The sequence below is a fragment of the Photobacterium sagamiensis genome (genome assembly GCF_050337085.1).
In the GTDB taxonomy this organism is placed as follows: domain Bacteria; phylum Pseudomonadota; class Gammaproteobacteria; order Enterobacterales; family Vibrionaceae; genus Photobacterium; species Photobacterium sagamiensis.
In genome coordinates this window covers 61840-81174 of sequence record NZ_JAKJSP010000012.1, presented here as the reverse complement: position 1 = coordinate 81174, position 19335 = coordinate 61840, and the positions used below count along the sequence as shown (strand labels likewise).

At 45.8% G+C, this 19335-nt stretch carries 13 protein-coding genes; 1 reads left to right on the top strand and 12 read right to left on the bottom strand.

Annotation, left to right across the window (positions count from 1 at the left end):
- Positions 1-242: 242 nt before the first annotated feature.
- The 10 genes from L4D76_RS02710 to L4D76_RS02665 all read right to left on the bottom strand — a co-directional run bounded on the left by L4D76_RS02710 (position 243) and on the right by L4D76_RS02665 (position 12734).
- The gene (locus L4D76_RS02710) at positions 243-2024 is read right to left on the bottom strand and encodes a bifunctional protein-serine/threonine kinase/phosphatase (protein ID WP_428439392.1); all 1782 of its coding nucleotides are present in this window, start codon (positions 2022-2024) and stop codon (positions 243-245) included.
- A 78-nt stretch (positions 2025-2102) separates the two neighbouring features.
- Positions 2103-3578 (bottom strand): NarK family nitrate/nitrite MFS transporter, encoded by a 1476-nt coding sequence (locus L4D76_RS02705; RefSeq protein WP_428439391.1) that lies wholly within the window; start codon positions 3576-3578, stop codon positions 2103-2105.
- A gap of 411 nt (positions 3579-3989) precedes the next feature.
- Complete coding sequence (nirD, locus tag L4D76_RS02700) at positions 3990-4319, bottom strand: nitrite reductase small subunit NirD (RefSeq protein ID WP_428439390.1); 330 nt, start codon at positions 4317-4319, stop codon at positions 3990-3992.
- A gap of 12 nt (positions 4320-4331) precedes the next feature.
- A complete protein-coding gene (gene nirB, locus L4D76_RS02695; RefSeq protein ID WP_428439389.1) occupies positions 4332-6866 on the bottom strand; it encodes a nitrite reductase large subunit NirB in 2535 nt (844 codons plus the stop codon).
- A 62-nt stretch (positions 6867-6928) separates the two neighbouring features.
- Positions 6929-7765, bottom strand: coding sequence for a uroporphyrinogen-III C-methyltransferase (gene cobA / locus L4D76_RS02690; RefSeq protein WP_428439388.1), 837 nt, complete (start codon positions 7763-7765; stop codon positions 6929-6931).
- Positions 7766-8251: 486 nt separating this feature from the next.
- The gene (locus L4D76_RS02685) at positions 8252-9097 is read right to left on the bottom strand and encodes a nitrilase-related carbon-nitrogen hydrolase (protein WP_428439387.1); all 846 of its coding nucleotides are present in this window, start codon (positions 9095-9097) and stop codon (positions 8252-8254) included.
- A 92-nt stretch (positions 9098-9189) separates the two neighbouring features.
- A complete protein-coding gene (locus tag L4D76_RS02680; protein WP_428439386.1) occupies positions 9190-10074 on the bottom strand; it encodes a glycine betaine ABC transporter substrate-binding protein in 885 nt (294 codons plus the stop codon).
- 110 nt (positions 10075-10184) lie between these two features.
- Positions 10185-10925 carry an ABC transporter permease gene (locus L4D76_RS02675; RefSeq protein ID WP_428439385.1) on the bottom strand — a complete coding sequence of 247 codons (741 nt, stop codon included), beginning with the start codon at positions 10923-10925 and terminating at the stop codon, positions 10185-10187.
- Positions 10926-10928: 3 nt separating this feature from the next.
- Positions 10929-12050, bottom strand: a complete 1122-nt coding sequence (locus L4D76_RS02670) for an ABC transporter ATP-binding protein (RefSeq protein WP_428439384.1) — start codon at positions 12048-12050, stop codon at positions 10929-10931.
- Positions 12051-12077: 27 nt separating this feature from the next.
- Positions 12078-12734, bottom strand: a complete 657-nt coding sequence (locus L4D76_RS02665; protein WP_428439383.1) for an ABC transporter permease — start codon at positions 12732-12734, stop codon at positions 12078-12080.
- Positions 12735-13408: 674 nt separating this feature from the next.
- Between L4D76_RS02665 and L4D76_RS02660 the strand changes: the two genes are divergently transcribed.
- Positions 13409-16090 carry a molybdopterin-dependent oxidoreductase gene (locus L4D76_RS02660; RefSeq protein WP_428439382.1) on the top strand — a complete coding sequence of 894 codons (2682 nt, stop codon included), beginning with the start codon at positions 13409-13411 and terminating at the stop codon, positions 16088-16090.
- A 131-nt stretch (positions 16091-16221) separates the two neighbouring features.
- Here the strand turns inward: L4D76_RS02660 and L4D76_RS02655 are convergent, their stop codons facing one another.
- Together L4D76_RS02655 and L4D76_RS02650 are read right to left on the bottom strand one after the other, a co-directional pair.
- Positions 16222-17445 carry a carbohydrate porin gene (locus L4D76_RS02655; protein WP_428439381.1) on the bottom strand — a complete coding sequence of 408 codons (1224 nt, stop codon included), beginning with the start codon at positions 17443-17445 and terminating at the stop codon, positions 16222-16224.
- Between the two features lie 235 nt (positions 17446-17680).
- Complete coding sequence (locus L4D76_RS02650) at positions 17681-19090, bottom strand: metal-dependent hydrolase family protein (protein ID WP_428439380.1); 1410 nt, start codon at positions 19088-19090, stop codon at positions 17681-17683.
- Positions 19091-19335: the final 245 nt, after the last annotated feature.

The window sequence follows — 19335 nt, the reverse complement described above, 5'->3', positions numbered from 1 at the left end:
CAGCAACAAGAGTGTAAGCACTTATCTGCAAGTATGATGACGATCACCTTTTTCTTATCGATTCACAATTTCACTGTGCACCACGAGAAACAGTGCATTTCACTTAATCAACAAATGCGTATAAAAAAAGCGCCGATTTGTATCAGCGCTTTTTTGGGACTAGACAAGACAAATAAACAATATCACGACTTAAAAGGATGTTGGTCCCGGTATGTACTCCCCTGATGCCATCCAGATAAGCATTATGCTTTCATAAGCAAATAAGCCTCAGTAACCACAACAACAAACAATATCAGCGAAATTAATTTCCAAAAAAGTACCGGGTGACGTTCCATGAAAGGAGCGGCTTCATGATTTTTTAATATCTGCTGATTCGGTGTCGACAAATCTATCAAAAACTCTGACATCGCCTGATAGCGTAATTGAGGTGATGGATGGCAAACTTTCTTCAGTGCAAGATCGAGCCAAAGCGGAATATCGTCTCGGTGCTGACGAGCAGAATGGTACTCCCAATCCTGATAGCGCGGTAATTGAATTGAATGAGAGGACGTCGTTTTATAGGGTAACTTTCCAGTAAGCATTTCATACACGATCACGCCTAAAGAGAAGATATCTGAGTAATGCTGGGCTCGTTCACCATTACGGTATTCCGGTGCAATATAGTCTACCGATCCCATCGGTACGTCTTCTGTGAGTGGCGTGGCAATTTCATCCAGGCCATCAGCTTGTACCGTCCCAAAATCAATCAATACAAGCCGCCCCTTGCTCGTGAGCAAGATATTTTCCGGCTTCAGATCACGGTGTACCATGCCCATCCGCTGAAAAACTCTTAGCGCTTTGATCATTCCAGCCGTGATATCACGTACCTGTTCAAAGCCGGGATTCGGATTATCAAACATCCACTGCCGCAAGCTCTGGCCTTCAATATACTCACACAGATGATATAAAAATGGGGAACTCGCAGGGCGCTCGTAAATTTTCATGATACTCGAATGGCGGAGTCTGCGACCTATCCATTGTTCACGGACAAATCCTTCCAGATACAAAGCATCCTCAGCAAAATTTTGCGACGGTGCCTTTAAGATATAACGATGCCTGTCGGTTCGATCTTCGACCAGATAAACATGGCTCCGGGTGCCGCTATGGATCACTTTAAGCACTTCAAACTGATCAATTGTGTTACCGACACGCATTACCGGCGGAATAACCAGCTGGGTTAACTGGCGGTGGATCTCATCAACATCGGCCGTGGGAACACTGACAATTTTCACCAGCAGACAACTGAGGTTATCGTCACTGCCATTGGTCTTTGCCTGCCGGGCAATTTGTTTTGCCAGCAATTCTAAGTCACTTTGTTCTCGACCCAGCAATGCCTTAATTTCAAGGGCGCTCAGCCACTCATGCAGACCATCTGTCGACAATAAAAATATATCACCCACTTCCAGGCTTTCTTGCTGGTAGTCCACTTCCAAGTGGTTATCCATACCCAAAGCACGGGTCAGAAAACTATTACGGCCGTTTTGTTTGTGACAATGGTCGCGGGTCAACTGTTTCAGCTTTCCATGACGAAAACGATAGATCCGGCTGTCACCGGCATGAACAAGATGTGCCGTATTTGATTTGAATACTGCGCCGCTAAACGTCGTGACCAGACCGTTATGGCGCAGATCACTTTGCTTACCATGATGATATAACCAGCCGTTTAATGAACTCAGTACCCGGGCCGCTGACTTTCTGACATTCCAACTATCGGGGGTGCAGTAATAGTCTTCAATAAACTGAGTCACACTGGTATGGCTGGCCTGTTGGGCATGTTCACTGCAACTGACCCCGTCAGCCATACAGGCCACGATCCCCTTATACTTCACCACCCCATCCTGGCTTGGCAGCTTTACCGCAAAGGCATCCTGGTTTACCGCCCTGACTCCGGCACTCGAATAACCGCCGACCATGACCTGTAAGGTATCAGCAGATCGCTGCGGTCTCCCCACGGAGATTTCAGGAGATTTCACCATGGCTGTCATAAACATCCTTATTTTCCAAATCGCTCATTCATCTGAAACGGCCAGAAACCTGGCCGTTTGCTTTTTTGAACTTGTCGCTTAATTATGAGCAACATCAATCAAAGTAACACTGCCATCTTCATTGATTTCAGCAATCTGTCCTGATGGCTCTTCCATCAATAACAAGGTCACAAAACCTAAAACTGCCGTTGCTGCAATAACATAGAAAAATGTACCGTAATCAACAAATGAAAGTACGGTCAGGTAACAGACCGCGCCAACATTGCCATACGCACCGGTCATACCGGCAATCTGCCCCGTCATACGGCGTTTGATCAAAGGCACTGTGGCAAATACGGCGCCCTCGCCTGATTGGACAAAGAAAGAACAAGCCATCGCAGCAACCACTGCCAGCCATACCGGCCAGTCACTGTTTACCTGCCCCATGAGGAAATACCCCACAGCCAGACCTGCGGTCAGGATCAATAAAGTAGGTTTGCGACCAAACTTATCCGAGATCCAGCCACCACCAGGGCGTGACATTAAGTTCATGAAAGCGTAAGCAGAAGCCACCATTCCAGCCATCACGGGTGTCAGTTCAAATGTTTCGGAAAAGAACAGCGGTAACATCGATATGACGGCCAGTTCAGAGCCAAAAGTGGCAAAGTAAAGGATATTCAGAACAGCAACCTGCTTGAATTTGTATCTGTGCAACTCGGGGACTGGCTGAGTAAAAATCCCCTTATTTACCTTCCAGGTTTGTACCAGTTCGTAAAGGTACAAAGCAATCAGACCGGCATAAGTCATATTAACAACGGTATCCGATAGCATTGAAATACCAGCAGGCGATAGCTTCCATGCCAGTAAAGCCAGAGCCGCGTACATCGGTAATTTCATAACTAGCAGCAGGAAGAAGTCGCATTTGGATGTGACTTCCATCGCCCCTAGGTTTTTCGGACGGAAATAGGTCGATCCTTTAGGGGTATCAGTCACATTGGCATAAAACACAAAGGAAAAGAGTAAACTCAATATACCGGTGATAGCCATGGCATAACGCCAGCCATCTTCACCACCAAACAGTATGGCCACCGTTGGTAAAGTAAATGCTGCAGCGGCTGAGCCAAAGTTACCCCAACCACCATAGATCCCCTCTGCCGTTCCTAATTCATTGTGTGGAAACCACTCTGACACTAAACGAATACCGACCACAAAACCTGCACCAATAAAGCCTAAGGCAAAACGGGCGATTGCTGCCTGAATAAACGAATCAGACAGTGCAAACGCAAAACAAGGAATGGAACAAATGGCTAGCAACGCGGAATACACTAACCGCGGGCCATATTTGTCCGTCAGCATGCCAATCACAACACGTGCGGGAATAGTAAAGGCCACATTCAGAATGAGCAGCGTTTTAATCTCTGCGGTAGTGAGCCCCAAAGAGCTCTTAACCGCTTGTAATAGGGGGGCAAAGTTAAACCACACCATAAAGGTGATAAAAAAAGCAAACCAACTGAGATGAAGCACCTTCATCTTGCCGGTAAATGAAAAAATATTGAATTTGTCCTTATTGCTCATTCTGCAAGTCCTTTAATTTAATATATCCTTTCCTGTTAATGCAGAAATCGCGCCACAACAAAATATGTAATAAAACATATAGTTACAAACGCATTTAACGAATTACAGCCTGTCGAAGCGCTAATGTTGGGCGAGGTGCTAAGTTAATGCACCAAGACGAAACAAGGCTGAGTGAATGCAATCAATAAGGAGACAATCAAGTGCAGGGGGAAAATGAGCAAAAAAAAGGGCCGCGAGGGCCCGAACGATGAGATACAAAGGAGAATTTATCTCGATAAGTAATTCAAACCATATGAAATAATTATTGGTGTTCTACTTAAATGGATTCCCGCCTTCGCGGGAATGACGGTGCATTGCTAAACTAAATCACTCATATTAAGACTATTTATATCAAGGCTAGTCATATCAAAACTATGCGGCTTGCAGCTGGACGACCCCATCTTGGAGGCGAACCGGATACGTCTTGAGTTGATGCTCCGGCTCTTCCAGGCACTCTCCGGTTTCAAGGTTAAAGTGTTGTTTGTAGAGTGGTGAAGCCACTACGGCATCCCCATTGACTGAACCCATGATGCCCCGGGAAAGTACATTCGCATCGCCGATGGGATCATAATTCGATAAGGCATACAGGGCATTACTACGACCACAGAAAAAAATGGCAACCTGCTCTTCATCAAGCAAAGCACAGAGACCCGTGCCTGAAATTAAATCGCTATGCTTACAGATAGTTTTCCAGTTATTCATGTCCCTACCCTCTTAATCAGTTAACTCAATGACTTGAATACGTTCTTGCTTCGATGCCGGGCGACGCTGGTCCCGCTCAACGACATAAGTCAGTTTATTGTCCGGCTCATTGCTATTGATAAAATGCTGGAAGCGTTTCAGTTTTTCAGGGCTTTCAATCGTGGTTTTCCACTCGCACTGATAATTGCTGATGGTGTTTGCCATGTCCGCTTCTAATTCATCGGCGAGCCCCAGTTTGTCGTTGATGATGACATCTTTCAGGTAATCCAGACCGCCTTCGAGACTTTCCAGCCAAACAGACGTGCGCTGCAGGCGATCGGCGGTGCGGATATAGAACATCAGGAAACGATCAATGTATTTCAGCAGCGTCTGATCATCGAGATCAGAGGCAAACAAGTCAGCATGGCGTGGCCGCATCCCGCCATTACCGCAGACATAAAGATTCCAGCCATTTTCAGTGGCGATCACCCCGACATCTTTCGACTGCGCTTCCGCACATTCACGGGTACAACCGGACACTGCAAATTTCAGCTTGTGGGGCGAACGTAATCCTTTATAGCGGTTCTCCATATTAATGGCGAAACCCAGGCTGTCATTGACACCGTATCGACACCAGGTACTGCCGACACACGATTTCACGGTTCGCACTGATTTCCCGTAGGCGTGGCCGGTTTCAAAACCCGCATCAATCAGCTTTTTCCAGATAACAGGCAGCTCATGAAGCTGGGCACCAAATAAATCGACTCGTTGCCCGCCGGTGATTTTGGTGTAAAGATTAAATTCTTGTGCCACGACCCCTAATGCAATCAACTTCTCAGGAGTAACTTCACCACCCGCCATCCGTGGTACAACGGAATAGGTACCGTCTTTCTGCATATTGCCTAGGAATATGTCATTGGTATCCTGCAATTCGATATGCTCGTCTTCCAGCACATAGTCATTCCAGAACGAAGCCAGAATAGAGCCGACGGTCGGTTTGCATACCTCGCACCCGAGCCCGCTACCGTGACTTTCAAGCAGTTCATCAAAGGTTTTAATTTCCTTGACCCGTACGATGTCAGCTAGCTCTTTGCGGGAATAAGCAAAATGTTCACAAATGTCATTTTTCACTTCAAAACCGAGATTAGCCAGCTCGCTATCGAGCACCTGTTTTGCTAAAGCAGCACAGCCACCGCAACCTGTCGAGGCTTTAGTCAGCCCTTTGATCCCGGCCATGTCGGTACAACCACTGGCGACCGCTTCTACGATCTGGCCTTTGGTGACATCAAAACAGGAACAGATTTGAGCAGTATCCGGTAAGGCATCAATACCTAAGCCGGCAGCAGCTTCACCGTCTACGGCAGGCAGGATCAACGCGGCAGGATTCTCCGGTAACTCCATATCGTTAAGCATCATCTGCAGCAGATTGCCATACGCTTCCACATCACCGATCAGCACAGCGCCCAGCACTTTCTTGCCATCTTCCGATACAATCAGACGCTTGTAGATCTGCTCCACTTCATCATTAAAAGTATAAGATTGGGCACCTGGCGTCTGACCGTGAGCATCACCAATACTGGCAACATCAACACCGAGTAATTTGAGTTTTGTACTCATGTCAGCCCCGGTGAAAGCGTCCTCACCACCACAGATATGGGATGCGGCCACCTTGGCCATACTGTAACCCGGTGCAATCAGACCAAATATTCGCCCGTCCCACAGCGCACACTCGCCAACCGCGTAAACATTCTCAATACTGGTCTGGCAATTATCGTTGATCACAATCCCGCCGCGCTCACCGATCTCCAGGCCATATTCACGCGCCAGCTCATCTTGCGGTCGAATACCTGCAGAGAACACAATCATGTCGGTTTCAAGGTAGCTGCCATCAGCAAAATTCATTCGATAACGACAGGTTTCACCGGCCACAATTTCCGTGGTCGCTTTTTCGGTGTGAACCTGTACGCCAAGCTGCTCAATCTTTCGCTGCAGCAGTTTGGCACCTCCGTCATCAAGCTGGACCGCCATTAACCGTGGTGCAAATTCCACGACATGGGTTTCCACACCCAGATTTTTTAAGGCATTCGCCGCTTCAAGGCCCAACAGCCCGCCACCAATCACCACCCCGACCTGACTGTGTTCACCAGATGCGGTAATAGCTTCAAGATCTTCAATGGTGCGATAAACTAGGCAGTGTGGCTGGTCATTGCCCGGTATCGGCGGAACAAACGGGTATGAGCCGGTAGCAAGCACCAATTTGTCATACGATTCTTTTCGGCCACTAGCAGTAATGACAGTGTTATTCGCCGTATCCAGTTCAACAACCTTATCGCTAAGCACGAAGTTAACCCCGTGTTCGTGATAATACCCTTCGTCGGTTAATGCCAGTTCTTCGGCTGTTGTTCCGGTGAAATACGCGCTCAACTGTACCCGATCATAAGCGAGTCGCGGTTCTTCTGAAAAAGTCACAATGTCGAATTCATCAGCACTGGCATCCTGCACTAATGTGTCAATAAATTTGTGTCCAACCATCCCGTTTCCAACGACGACGATACGTTGTTTATCCATGTTACTTCCTCTCGATATATTTTTTTAAGGCTGAATTCTTATAAGTTCTTATAATCTAATTTTTAAGCTGATAATCTTTTTAGCTCTGAATGATCCATCGACCTAAACCACTGCAACTGATCAGCAAGATCGACGACTTTGCCAATCACAATCAGTGCCGGAGATTTCACCTGCTCCCGGCTGACCAGCTCTGCTAACTGATATAATTTCCCGCGAACCACACGCTGCTGCGGGCAACAACCGTTCTCAATGAGTGCAGCTGGTGTACTGGTATCCAAACCTGCTTCTATTAATCGGTCTGCTATCATCTGTGCTTTGCTCAAGCCCATGTAAAATACCAGGGTGTGATCAAGCTGGGCCAGACTTTGCCAGCGAATATCGAGTTCTTTTTCCGCATGAGCCGTGACAAACGTGCAGCCCTGAGACAGGCCCCGGTGCGTTAACGGGATCCCCGCATAACTGGTGCAACCGGCAGCGGCAGTAATACCGGGGACCAGTTCAACCTCAATACCCGCTTGCATCAGGCAGAGCATTTCTTCACCGCCACGGCCAAATACAAACGAATCCCCCCCTTTCAGGCGGCAGATATTCAACCCTTGCTGTGCTTTAGCAATAAGCAGTTCATTAATTTCATTTTGGGGAACACTGTGACAATCTTTTGCTTTACCAACATAGATCGCAGGTGTTGAAGGCGGGAATAGCTGACAGATCTCTTTACTCACCAGACGATCAAACAAGATCAGATCGGCATTCTGAATCACCCGCAGTGCCTTTAAGGTCAGAAGATCCGGATCGCCGGGGCCGGCTCCGACTAAACTGACTTTGCCCGCTTGCCTCGGTTCCTTTGAGGTAACGGTTGTGAAATTAACAATATCTGTCGCAAACTCTTTATATGGCATAACTCATATCCTTCTACGTATTCCATGTACGTAATTAACTGAGTTACAGCAAAGAGAGTGCCAGCATTGTTATTTCTTGCCGGACTATTTTATTAATCCAAACAATTTCAAGCTATTATATTGATTTATTGTTTGCTAACAAAATCATGATTGAAGTTATAGCACCGCTTTTATCCGCGAATTTAGTGCACCATTGCACGAGATCAGTGCACCACACACCAGAATAATGCACTGACTTTTCCGTCAATAACACTTTAGTAGTGGGCAAAAATATCAGACAGCTGAAATCTATCAGCCTTTTAGCTTGTGACAGAGTGTTTAAATATGTTTTCCCTCTCTTCTCTACTAACTTTTGCCCTAAAAATGAATCTGACGTGTTTATTTCCCTGTTTCTTTATATACCCAAACCACTTAAATATACCGTGTTTAAGTGGCTTTCAGATAAAACTACGCTATTCAGATAATTAATGGATTTGGTATTTCAAGCTAACCTACCCGTTTTTGCAATAGGTTCAATACCAGGCGGGAATCAGCATCTCGAATAGTGGGTAACTGAAAACGCGCGGTACGTGTATCACTTAACGACACAGTAGCGCTAATTAATGCCGCTTCCGCACCCGCTTCAGCCAGACAGTGACCAAATGCATCAAGAATACGCGAACCACCCCAGAACTGGCTATTTCCTTCACGGGCACAACTGTTTGCCATCAATAATGGCACACCGTAAGTCATCGCAATAAAGTCAGTATTGGTCTTCCACCCCTGCGGATTGGAAAAATCATCTGAAACAATATCTGCTGCCGAGTTAACCGGTGCCAGCAACAGAGAAGGTTTGTCCAACATGGCAAGATGTGGCAACGCCGGGTTCCACAAATCAGCACAGATCAGGGTATGGGTCAGCCAGCCTTTATACGGTTCACACGGTTCGAGATCCTGACCTTTACTGTACCATTTAGCTTCTTCCAACCCGCCATAGTTGGGCAGGTTCAGCTTACGGTGCAGATGGATCATCTGGCCATTTTTTACCATTGCCTGGGCATTATAGAACTCGCCAGGAGCCGCTTCCTCAACAAAACCGACACTAATCACCATATCGCCAGCCGCCGCGGAAAGCTCACCAAATAATGGGGCATCAGCAGGCATTGCCACTTCCAGTGCTTTGTCCTGCAAGCTATAACCGGTTAACGATAGTTCAGGAAACAGCAGTAACTCGATCCCCAGCTCTCTTGCCTGCGCAATATAGGTCAGATGTTGCTGCAGGTTGGCGTCAACATTGCCCAACACTGGCGCGATCTGGGCGATTCCCACATGTAATTCGTTTTTCATTTTCATCTCTGATCCAGAAGAAAAAGGGCCAAAAGAGAAGGGCCAGCGACAATCGCTGGCCCTTCTCTTGTCTTTGTTACTTAACGTGAAGCATGACTTTAAAGCAGGCCATTTTCCTGCAAGAATGCTTTCGCTACTGATTCGATGCTCAGGCGTTCCACGTCCACTTTTGCATTCATGGTTGCCATTACTTCGTCATTCAGCAATGCCGATAGTTTATTCAACTGTTCAGCCAGCAGAGGAAACTTCTTCAGCGTATCTTCACGCACAACAGGTGCCAGTGCGTAGTTAGGGAAGAAGCCTTTATCATCTTTCAACACTATAAAATCAAATGCTTTAATGCGGCCATCTGTCGCGAATACAAGAGCAAGCTCAACTTCACCCGCTTTCAGTGCCTGGTAAGTCAGACCCGAGTTCATTTTCTTCACATTTGGACGGTCAAACTTAAAATCGTACACTTTCTGCAATGGACGCAGTCCATCCGGGCGAGCTGCAAACTCAATATTTGAGGCAAAAATAGTATCTTTACCTTCACCTTTTACCCACTTCGCCAGATCGCTGATAGACACGATACCTTTCGCTGCGGCATCAGCACGACGCATCGCCAGCGCATAGGTATTATTGGCCTCAGAAGCGTTCAGCCAAACCAAACCTTTTTTAGCGTCCAGCTCTTTAACTTTCGCATAGGTTTCTTCTGCTGATAAACGGTCTTTAACCTTGTTAAAGGTGATCAGAGAAGTGCCAGTGTACTCCCAGTACAGATCAATCTGGCCATTTTCCTGCGCTTTACGCAGCACAGTAGAGCCCATTCCATCACGTTTATCTACATCATAACCCTGTGCATCCAGGTATTGCTCTGATATCGATGCAATCAGCAGTTGCTCGGTGAAACCTTTACCACCAACGACCAGATCAGCAGCCTGAGCCAAGGTTGAAGTCAGTGCGATCAGTGCAGCTGATGCAATAAAATGTAATTTAGACATATTTTCCTCTTGTTATAATTAACTCGTCAAAACGATGTTGATTATTCCGGTACCTTGTCAAACAGATTTTTCCAAGGCACTCATCCAATGATATTAAACCGATATGAACATTAAGCCGGTTGGTTACGCAACGGGTTAACCCCTTTCCTGACCATCATGAAGGTCAGGGAGCCGAACCCAATATCAAACAGCACTGCCAGCGAGGCTGTCGGGATGGCTCCTGCCAACATCATAGACAAATCATCCAGATCGATACCGGTGAAAATCAGTTCACCCAAACCGGTTCCGCCGATCAGAAAAGCCAGAGGTACGGTACCGATATTAATCGCAAAGGCAGTACGAACACCCGCCAGAATAACAAATAATGCATTCGGCAGTTCAACCTTGATCAACTGCTGCATCGGTGTCAGCCCCATACCGGTTGCCGCTTCTTTCAGGTGGCCAGGTACAGTAATCAACCCCGTAAAGGTATTGCGCACAATAGGTAATACCGTGGCGATAGCCAGAGCGAAGATCGCCGGTGTATTGCCAATACCCAACAAGGTCATCGACAGTGCCAATACAGCCAGCGTCGGCACGGTAGACCCGATATTGAAAACCTGCATCATTGCCTCTGAGTAACGTCGTAAAGACGGACGGCTCAGAACGATACCCACCGGCACAGCCACAACAATTGCAATGCTTCCCGAGATCAACGTCAGCTTCACGTGTTCAATAGAAAGATAGACGATATCTTCCCAGTAATAGAGAAAGTCATCGACAAAACCACTGGATTGTAGCTGAACACCCAACATAAAAGCGGCGATCACGGTGATGACTAGCAAGATCTGTTTTAACGGTTCACGCTTCACGGCTTACCCCTTTGTGCGATAGCTTGCACCCAAATGGTGGGTAATGCCACGCTGTGAAATTTCACCACACAAGCGACCTTGCTCATCAACCACAGCTAGCCAGCTAATATCATGAGCAAACATTTTTGACACAACCGCCCGCAGATCCTGCTGTTGTTTCATCACAACTGGCAGACCATCGAAATGTTCACCACACAGTCCGCGTTTACTGAATGCAACGGACCTGTTAATGATACCAACAGGCTGGTTTTGCTTGTTAACCATCACGATCATGCCATGGCCATACGTTTCCATTTTCTGCATTGCAACAGTCAGATTATCGTCTGGCATTACGGTTGGAACCTGACGCTCCATGACTTCACCAGCCGTTGCCAACTGCAGACGCTTTAATGTACGGTCAGTACCGACAAAGTCGGTTACAAAATCAGACGCGGGATGGGCAAGAAGCTGATCCGGGCTTGAAAACTGCTCAAGCTGGCCATCGCGGAATATGGCAACTTTATTGGCCATTTTCACAGCTTCATCAATATCGTGTGACACGAACATGATGGTTTTCTTCAGTTCTTTATTCATCTTCAGGAATTCATTCTGAATCACTTCCCGGTTAATTGGGTCAATGGCTCCAAAAGGCTCATCCATCAACAAAACCGGCGCATCTGCTGCCAGTGCACGCGCCACCCCGACACGTTGTTGCTGACCACCCGACAGTTCATTAGGATAACGCTTCATAAAGGTATTCGGATCCAGCGCTACCATGTCTAACAGTTCTTTGGCACGGTTAACACAACGCTGTTGATCCCAGCCCACCAGCTTAGGTATCAGCGCAATGTTTTCTTCAATGGTCATATTAGGAAACAGGCCAATCTGCTGGATCACATAGCCAATATTACGACGTAAAGTCACCGTATCGATATCCGTGGTATCTTCACCATTGATATAGACCTTACCTGATGTTGGTGTCACCAGACGGTTGATCATTTTTAATGTTGTTGTTTTTCCGCAACCTGATGGGCCAAGCAACACACAAATCTCGCCCGTAGGAACTTCCATATTAATGTGGTCGGCAGCCGTCACCACGCCCTGTGGTGTTTGAAAAATTTTTGTCAGGTTCTCAAGTTTGATCATGAAAACGCCCTCTTCTAACACAAAACCCTAGCCGTGAACCACGACACCTTTGGGCGTAAATTTCTTCTGAATCATCGCCAACAAAGTGTCGGCAAAGATCGCCAGTAAACTCACCGCAACCGCACCAACAATCAACTGACGCGGATCGGATTGGCTGATACCACGAGCAATGAAGGTACCCAGACCACCAGCACCGATATACGTTGCGATAGCCATAACGCCAATATTCATCACCACAGCGGTACGCACGCCAGCCATAATGACAGGTATGGAAAGCGGTATTTCTACCAGCCGCAAACGCTGAGCATTTGTCAGACCAATACCTCTCGCCGCTTCGCGAAGGGCTGGTTCAACATTATTAATCGCAGTGTACGTGTTACGAATGATTGGTAGCTGTGAGTACAGCAACACCGCAATCACTGCTGGCACATAGCCTATTCCCTGACCGATGATCGACAACACCGGGATCATAATTCCGAATAAGGCTATCGACGGGATAGTAATGATAATGGACGCAACATACAGCACGATATTTGCTGCACGCTGATTCTGAGTAATTGCAATACCGATGGGTACACCTGTCAGGATCGCCAAGCCTACGGCTAAACTCACCAGGGTCAGATGTTCTGCAGTTCGGGATGCAATGATTTCCCAGTTGTCCAGGACGAAATTGAAAATGTCCAATTTGCACCTCTGGTTTGAAAAAATTAATCACTGATTGTAAATCAGAAAGCGCATTAAAGCGCATTGGCACAACATTTTGTTGTATAGGCAGGAATAGATCCTGACAGGCATGGCGATAAAGCCATTGGTATCTCCGGTAATCGAAAGAATCCTTACCGAATGTTCAAAGAGCGCAGATTGTATTGATTTGTGATCTTAAGCTCAAGTTTTTTCCACTCTTCTTTTGAGCTCAGCCATCGCTTTGACGAGAAATGCCACATAAAAGCTATGAAAACATCTTAAATAGCCATGAAATCACAACAAGAATAAAAAAACGGCCAGTAGTTCAATCAATACCGACCGTTTTTCTTATAATTCAAAATTATATTGAATTACATCGCCGCAGCAAAATGCCAGTGCCGCTTTCATCCGGGAATTTAATACACCGTTGCACGAGATTAGTGCACCACACACCAGAATAATGCACTGATTTTCTCACCAATAGCCCTTTAGTGTTAAGTGAAAATATCAAACAGCCAACATCTGTCGGCTTTTTAGCTTGCAACAGGGTGTTTTAATATGTTTTCCCTCTCTTCTCTAAAAGCTTTTTCCCGAAAAATGAATCTGGCGTGTTTATTGCTCTGTATCTTCATTACAACGGAAGTAACATCTTTAACAGACTTGGGAGATAATCTGTGGCAGCAACTAAAGTCACCCCTTGGGTCAAAAGCACCTGCGCCTACTGCGGTGTAGGATGTGGCATTGAAGCCAGGCCGACTGCAAATGGCCAGCTCGAAGTCCGAGGTGATAAAGATCACCCGGCAAACTCAGGTCGCCTGTGTTCAAAAGGATTGGCTCTGGGCGAAACTGTCATTCATGACGGTCGCTTGCGCCATCCCTTCATTCATGGTGTCCGCAGTGACTGGAATACCGCTTTAAGCCATGTCGCCAATCAATTTTCTGACATTATTGCCGAACACGGTCCGGATGCTGTCGCCTTCTATGCGTCAGGCCAACTTCTTACCGAAGACTATTATGTCGCCAATAAGCTGATGAAAGGGTTTATTGGCAGCGCAAATATCGATACCAATTCCCGCTTGTGCATGTCATCGAGTGTGGCGGGTCATAAACGCGCTTTCGGCTCAGATACCGTACCGGGCTGTTATGAGGATCTGGAGCTGGCTGACATGATAGTGATCACAGGCTCTAATCTGGCCTGGTGCCACCCGGTACTCTATCAGCGCATCAAAGCGGCTAAACAACAGCGCCCTGAACTTAATGTGGTGGTGATTGATCCCCGGGTTACCGATACCTGTGAAATTGCCGATCTGCATCTGCCTATTCACCCCGGCTCCGATGTTGCCCTATTCAATGGGCTACTGAACTATCTGGACCAAACCGATAATATTAATCAAAGCTATATTGATACCCACACCGAAGGCTTTATCCCGGCACTCATTCATGCCAGAGAAGGAGCTGCAGCACTGCCCCAAAAAACCGGTATTTCTGAAGATAAGCTCACTGCTTTCTATAAAGCCTTTGCCACTACCGAAAAAGTCGTGACGATATACTCTCAGGGCGTTAACCAGTCCACTCAGGGCACCGATAAGGTCAACAGTATACTCAACTGCCACCTAGCTACCGGACGCATTGGTCAGCCCGGCAGTGGCCCTTTCTCCGTTACAGGGCAACCGAATGCCATGGGCGGACGCGAAGTCGGCGGTTTAGCCAGCACATTGGCAGCCCACATGGAATTTGGTAACAAACAGCACCACCAGCTGATCAGTGATTACTGGCAAACTGACAACCTTGCCACTCAGCCTGGGCTCAGAGCTATCGAGCTGTTCGATGCGATTGATGAAGGTAAAATAAAAGCGGTATGGATCATGGCGACCAACCCGGTAGTCAGCCTGCCCGATGCCGATAAAATCAAACGCGCACTGGAAAAATGTTCGCTGGTCGTTGTATCAGATTGCATAGCCGACACCGATACCACCCGTTGTGCTGATGTGGTACTTCCCGCTCAGGGCTGGAGTGAAAAATCGGGTACCGTCACCAATTCCGAACGTCGTATTTCGCGCCAGCGCCGCCTGCTTCCCACTCCTGGCGAAGGTAAACCAGACTGGTGGATCATCAGTGAAGTCGCAAAAAAAATGGGCTTTACTAAGGCATTTGACTATCTGCACGAGGCTGAAATTTTCGATGAATATGTCAAAATGACCGGTCTCGGTAATGACAGTAATAAAAATAACACTCAGCGAGACCTCAATCTGACGGGACTGGCCGATCTCAGTGTCGGGCAATATGCCCAGCTGACACCTCAGCAATGGCCGGTACTAAAGCGTGAAGAGCAGATCACCCATAAGCGCATGTTCCATAACGGACATTTTTTCACTCCGTCAGGTAAAGCACAATTTATTGCGGTTCAGCACCACTCCCCCGCAATCCAATGCTCTGAAGAACATCCACTGACACTGAACAGCGGCCGGATCCGGGATCAGTGGCATACCATGACTCGAACAGGTTTGTCGGCCCGACTAGGTGCTCACCTGCCAGAGCCGTTTATATCTGTTCATCCCGATGATGCGCAGCGCTATGGTCTTGAAAATGGCAAGATTGCCACCGTTTGCAGTGCTTGGGGCAGTGCTCAGGCTCGGGTCGATGTTTCAACCAAAGTCAGTATTGGTCAGCTATTTATGCCAATTCACTGGAATAACATCACTTCCAGTGCCGGCAAGGTGTGCAGCCTGATCAGCCCAGAGACTGATCGCCTGTCGGGCCAGCCGGAGTATAAATATACGCCCGTTTCTATCACCCCATTTGTATACAAAAGCGAAGCCATGTTGCTGTCGAACACAATCCTCGATATCACTGAGTTTGATTATTGGGTCAGACAGAAGGTCACGGGCGGGTATTTATATCGTATTGCGAGTGACTTGTTACCAGAGCAGCTCATGCTGCAGCTTTCCGGTTATTGCCAGCATGAAAAAGGACGGGAGCTTAGCTTCAACGGTTCTGGCAAAGGACAATATCGCTACGCCAGCATTGAGCAGCAACGCCTACGCAGTTGTTATTTGGTCGCCCACAATCTTCAGCAACAAGACCTGGAATGGCTACAAAATCTGCTTGATGAGCCAATCGATGATACCGTTGAACGGTCGTTGATTTCAGGAACGGCAGAAGGAAAGCTGGCGGCAGGTAAGACGGTTTGTGCCTGTAAACAAGTCGGAAAGAACACTATCTGCCAGGCTATTCGTGAGCAAAACCTAAATAGTGTTGAGCAAATCAGCGCATGTACCGGAGCCGGAACAGGCTGCGGAAGTTGTGAGCCTGAACTACAGCTGATATTGGATGAGCAGTTAATTGAATCCGCTTAAATATTATCAACAAATACAAAAAAGCCAGCAATCGTGCTGGCTTTTTTAAATAAACTGGCTGCAATCAACCATTTATTATTAGTATCTTTTTATAAAGAAAACTGTCAGGTGTGTAGCTTGTATTGTTGTAGTTATATAGAAATACCCGCGCGAATACCAAACACCCAAACATTATCTTCCCCATTTAATGCGGGATTTTTAACATATTGAATATCTGGGGTGATGTTTATATGTTTTGTCATCGCGATATTGTAATAAATTTCTGCTATGTATTGATCATCAAAACCACTGCCAAATGCCTCTTCGTTAACCTCGCCCCAGTTAATCGCAAAACCAAGATTGTTTGTTGGTGTACCCAAACCAAAGTAACCAAACCCGGCACTAATCGAGCTTGATAGTAAAGTGGCATCACCTTCAGAGAAACCACCTCGAATAAACGGCATAATTTGTGGCGTAGCAAAATAACTCACTGAAAAGTTGATGCCTTGGCTATCTTTAATACTATTTTTTGTACCACCATCAAGGTGCCAATAAGTGAGGTGGACATTGTCGGTATAAATGCGGTCTTGTGAGGCAGTCCAACCCAACTCTGCTGTAGTGAAATATTCATTTTCATTAAAGAAAGTATCAAAACCATCAAATGGTTTACTTGAATCTGCATTACCATCAGTGATACCAGCAATACCATAAATGTTATCTGTAAACATATGCCCGGCAGCTATACCGAATGACGCATCATCAGGTAGACCAATTGCAGCTGCGCCGGTACTAAAGACTAAATTACTAAAGCCTGACCACGGACTAGCTAATGCGTACGTATCAACATAATCGGTAGTATCGAAAAAACCGACCATAAACGACGTTTTCCCAACACTTAGTTTTTGTTTCCAATACAAGTTGGTCAAACGGCCACCTTGGTCACTATATGCCGGGGCCGCCATGCCAGCCATACCAATATTACCCAAACCGAAATCTTTCGGTGCTGTATCAGTATAAGCGTGTCGATGTTCAATCTTCCACACTACACCACCAGTATTACCAGACTCTCTACCGATTAAATTCCATGAACCATAAAAACGAGCGACACCAGAAGCAGAACTTTCATCGGTACCGGGCAGGGTATTTGTCGCAGTTAAACCAAGTGCGTGATAATCCAAACCAAAAGTAAAGCCATGATCTTCAGCCCAGCGCGCTCTAAAGGCTTTTTGAGGCCCTTTTTTATTATCGGCAATTGTATTATCAACACTATCTGGTCCACCAAAGGTTGTTCCCTTATCGGAAGCTAATGTTGAATTTATTGATATAGCCAATAATAAACTGAAACTAACCAGTGATTTTTTATGCTTAAAAAACATTGAATTACCTTTTGGTTATTATTTTCTCTTGTTAAATCGACCTGTTCAGTATAGGGATAAATATCCAGATCAACCTTACTTAGCATATGAAATCAGTATATGTATAAAAGTGCGAACATGGACTATTCGAATTAATGGAATTGGTTGCGAGTGATTACGTTAATTCATTTATACGCTTTGTTAAAGAAAAGGCACTTGTATTTCAAGTGCCTTTTCTTGCTTTTATTTCATTGAATTATAAAGTGTTTTTGTATATTTTCCCGTCTTTCATGATAATGCGCATGGTTTTGATCTCACCAACATCGCGTGATTCAGCATCAAACCACTTTTCATTACCACCTATGACAGTGATATCTTCAAGTGGATTACCATCAACTAAAAGCAGATCTGCGTACGCACCTTCTTCAACAACACCTAGTTTAGCTTCAGGGTATGGATTAACAACGTCACCAGATAGCGCTAATATTTCACCATTAACTGAAGTCAATGATTTTAAAGTGAAGAAGTTACCTAAAAGTTTTGCACTTAAGAAAATTTCATGATCGGTTTGCTTTTGACAAGAATCAATGCCACCAACACAATCTGCATTGAAACCAAATTTCGGTTGGTATTTATTAACATTATCAACAAAGTTAACAAATGCAGCTTGTGCTGATTTTGCTTTACGTGAAGAAGCAGGGCTTGAACTTATCGCTTCGATTTGGCCCAAGTAAGGAGAGAATGCATGCATGTTCGTTGTAATATAGGCACCTTTCTCTTTCATTAAGTCTGCGATCTCACCATCAAACATGAAACCATGCTCGATAGTTTTTACGCCGTTATTAAGGCACCGTAGAATTGATTTTTTGCTATAAGCATGAGACATCACATAAGAGCCGTAAGCGTTTGCTACTTCAACAGCAGCTTGAATCTCTTCTTCCGAGTAAGCATCTAACTGCCACGGATCAAATGCAGAAGCAACACCACCACTTGACATGATTTTTATCTGTGTAGCACCTTGCATATAGTTTTGACGTGCGCCTGCTTTAATCATGTCTGCACCGTCTGCTGTGAAGGTCATGCCTAAACGAGAACCTGCTGAATTTGCGCCATATACAGTTTCATTTGGTGTTGTGAAGTTGCGAAAATCTGCATGTGACCCCGTAGGTCCGATAAACGCACCGGCTGGATAAATACGAGGGCCGTTTAGTAAGCCTGCATCAATGGTTTTTTGCAAACCTGCGCCCATACCACCAGCATCACGCCAGCTAGTAAAACCACTCATTAATGACATGTTAGCTTTAGCTGCTGCTCGACTAGCGAGTTCTTCCCAATTTCTATTATTTTCAATGTCAGCTAACGAGGTACCATTCATATTTAAATGACCATGACCTTCGATCATACCTGGCATTAAAGTGCGGCCTTCACCTTCGATAATGGATGCATCTTTATTAACTTTGATTGCTTTATTTGAAATGCTAACAATCTTGTTGCCCTCAACTAAAACATTAGAGCCTTTGTATAGTTTGTTTTCGATACCATTAAAGACACTTACATTTTTGAACAGTACCTGGCTGACGGCTTGCTCCGCAGCAGATATTGAAGTTCCGACAAAAGCGCTAGCAACAACCAGTGTAGTCGCGCATCTTCTAAGCAGAGTTTTCATCTTGAAGCTCCTGGTCATTAGTTGATTTGCTCAACTGTTCTTCTTGTTAAATGGATTGCGTTGTTATTAACCATAATCATTTGAGCAGCAATTAATGATAGATGAAATTTAAATCACACTTGGCATTTCGTTCAAAAATAATAAGAAGGTAGTAAATATCTTTGTTCGCTTTTACAAAAGCAAAGCACATCACTATTTCATAACCAAAAAGACCTAATCCTTTGAATTTTAACGATTAGTTAATT

Excerpts from the sequence above, each read along its gene's own strand:
- L4D76_RS02650 (WP_428439380.1), bottom strand. The coding sequence starts at position 19,090 with ATGAAAACTCTGCTTAGAAGATGCGCGACTACACTGGTTGTTGCTAGC.
- cobA (WP_428439388.1), bottom strand. The coding sequence starts at position 7,765 with ATGCCATATAAAGAGTTTGCGACAGATATTGTTAATTTCACAACCGTT.
- L4D76_RS02705 (WP_428439391.1), bottom strand. The coding sequence starts at position 3,578 with ATGAGCAATAAGGACAAATTCAATATTTTTTCATTTACCGGCAAGATG.
- L4D76_RS02680 (WP_428439386.1), bottom strand. The coding sequence starts at position 10,074 with ATGTCTAAATTACATTTTATTGCATCAGCTGCACTGATCGCACTGACT.
- nirB (WP_428439389.1), bottom strand. The coding sequence starts at position 6,866 with ATGGATAAACAACGTATCGTCGTCGTTGGAAACGGGATGGTTGGACAC.
- L4D76_RS02670 (WP_428439384.1), bottom strand. The coding sequence starts at position 12,050 with ATGATCAAACTTGAGAACCTGACAAAAATTTTTCAAACACCACAGGGC.
- L4D76_RS02655 (WP_428439381.1), bottom strand. The coding sequence starts at position 17,445 with ATGTTTTTTAAGCATAAAAAATCACTGGTTAGTTTCAGTTTATTATTG.
- L4D76_RS02710 (WP_428439392.1), bottom strand. The coding sequence starts at position 2,024 with ATGACAGCCATGGTGAAATCTCCTGAAATCTCCGTGGGGAGACCGCAG.
- nirD (WP_428439390.1), bottom strand. The coding sequence starts at position 4,319 with ATGAATAACTGGAAAACTATCTGTAAGCATAGCGATTTAATTTCAGGC.
- L4D76_RS02685 (WP_428439387.1), bottom strand. The coding sequence starts at position 9,097 with ATGAAAATGAAAAACGAATTACATGTGGGAATCGCCCAGATCGCGCCA.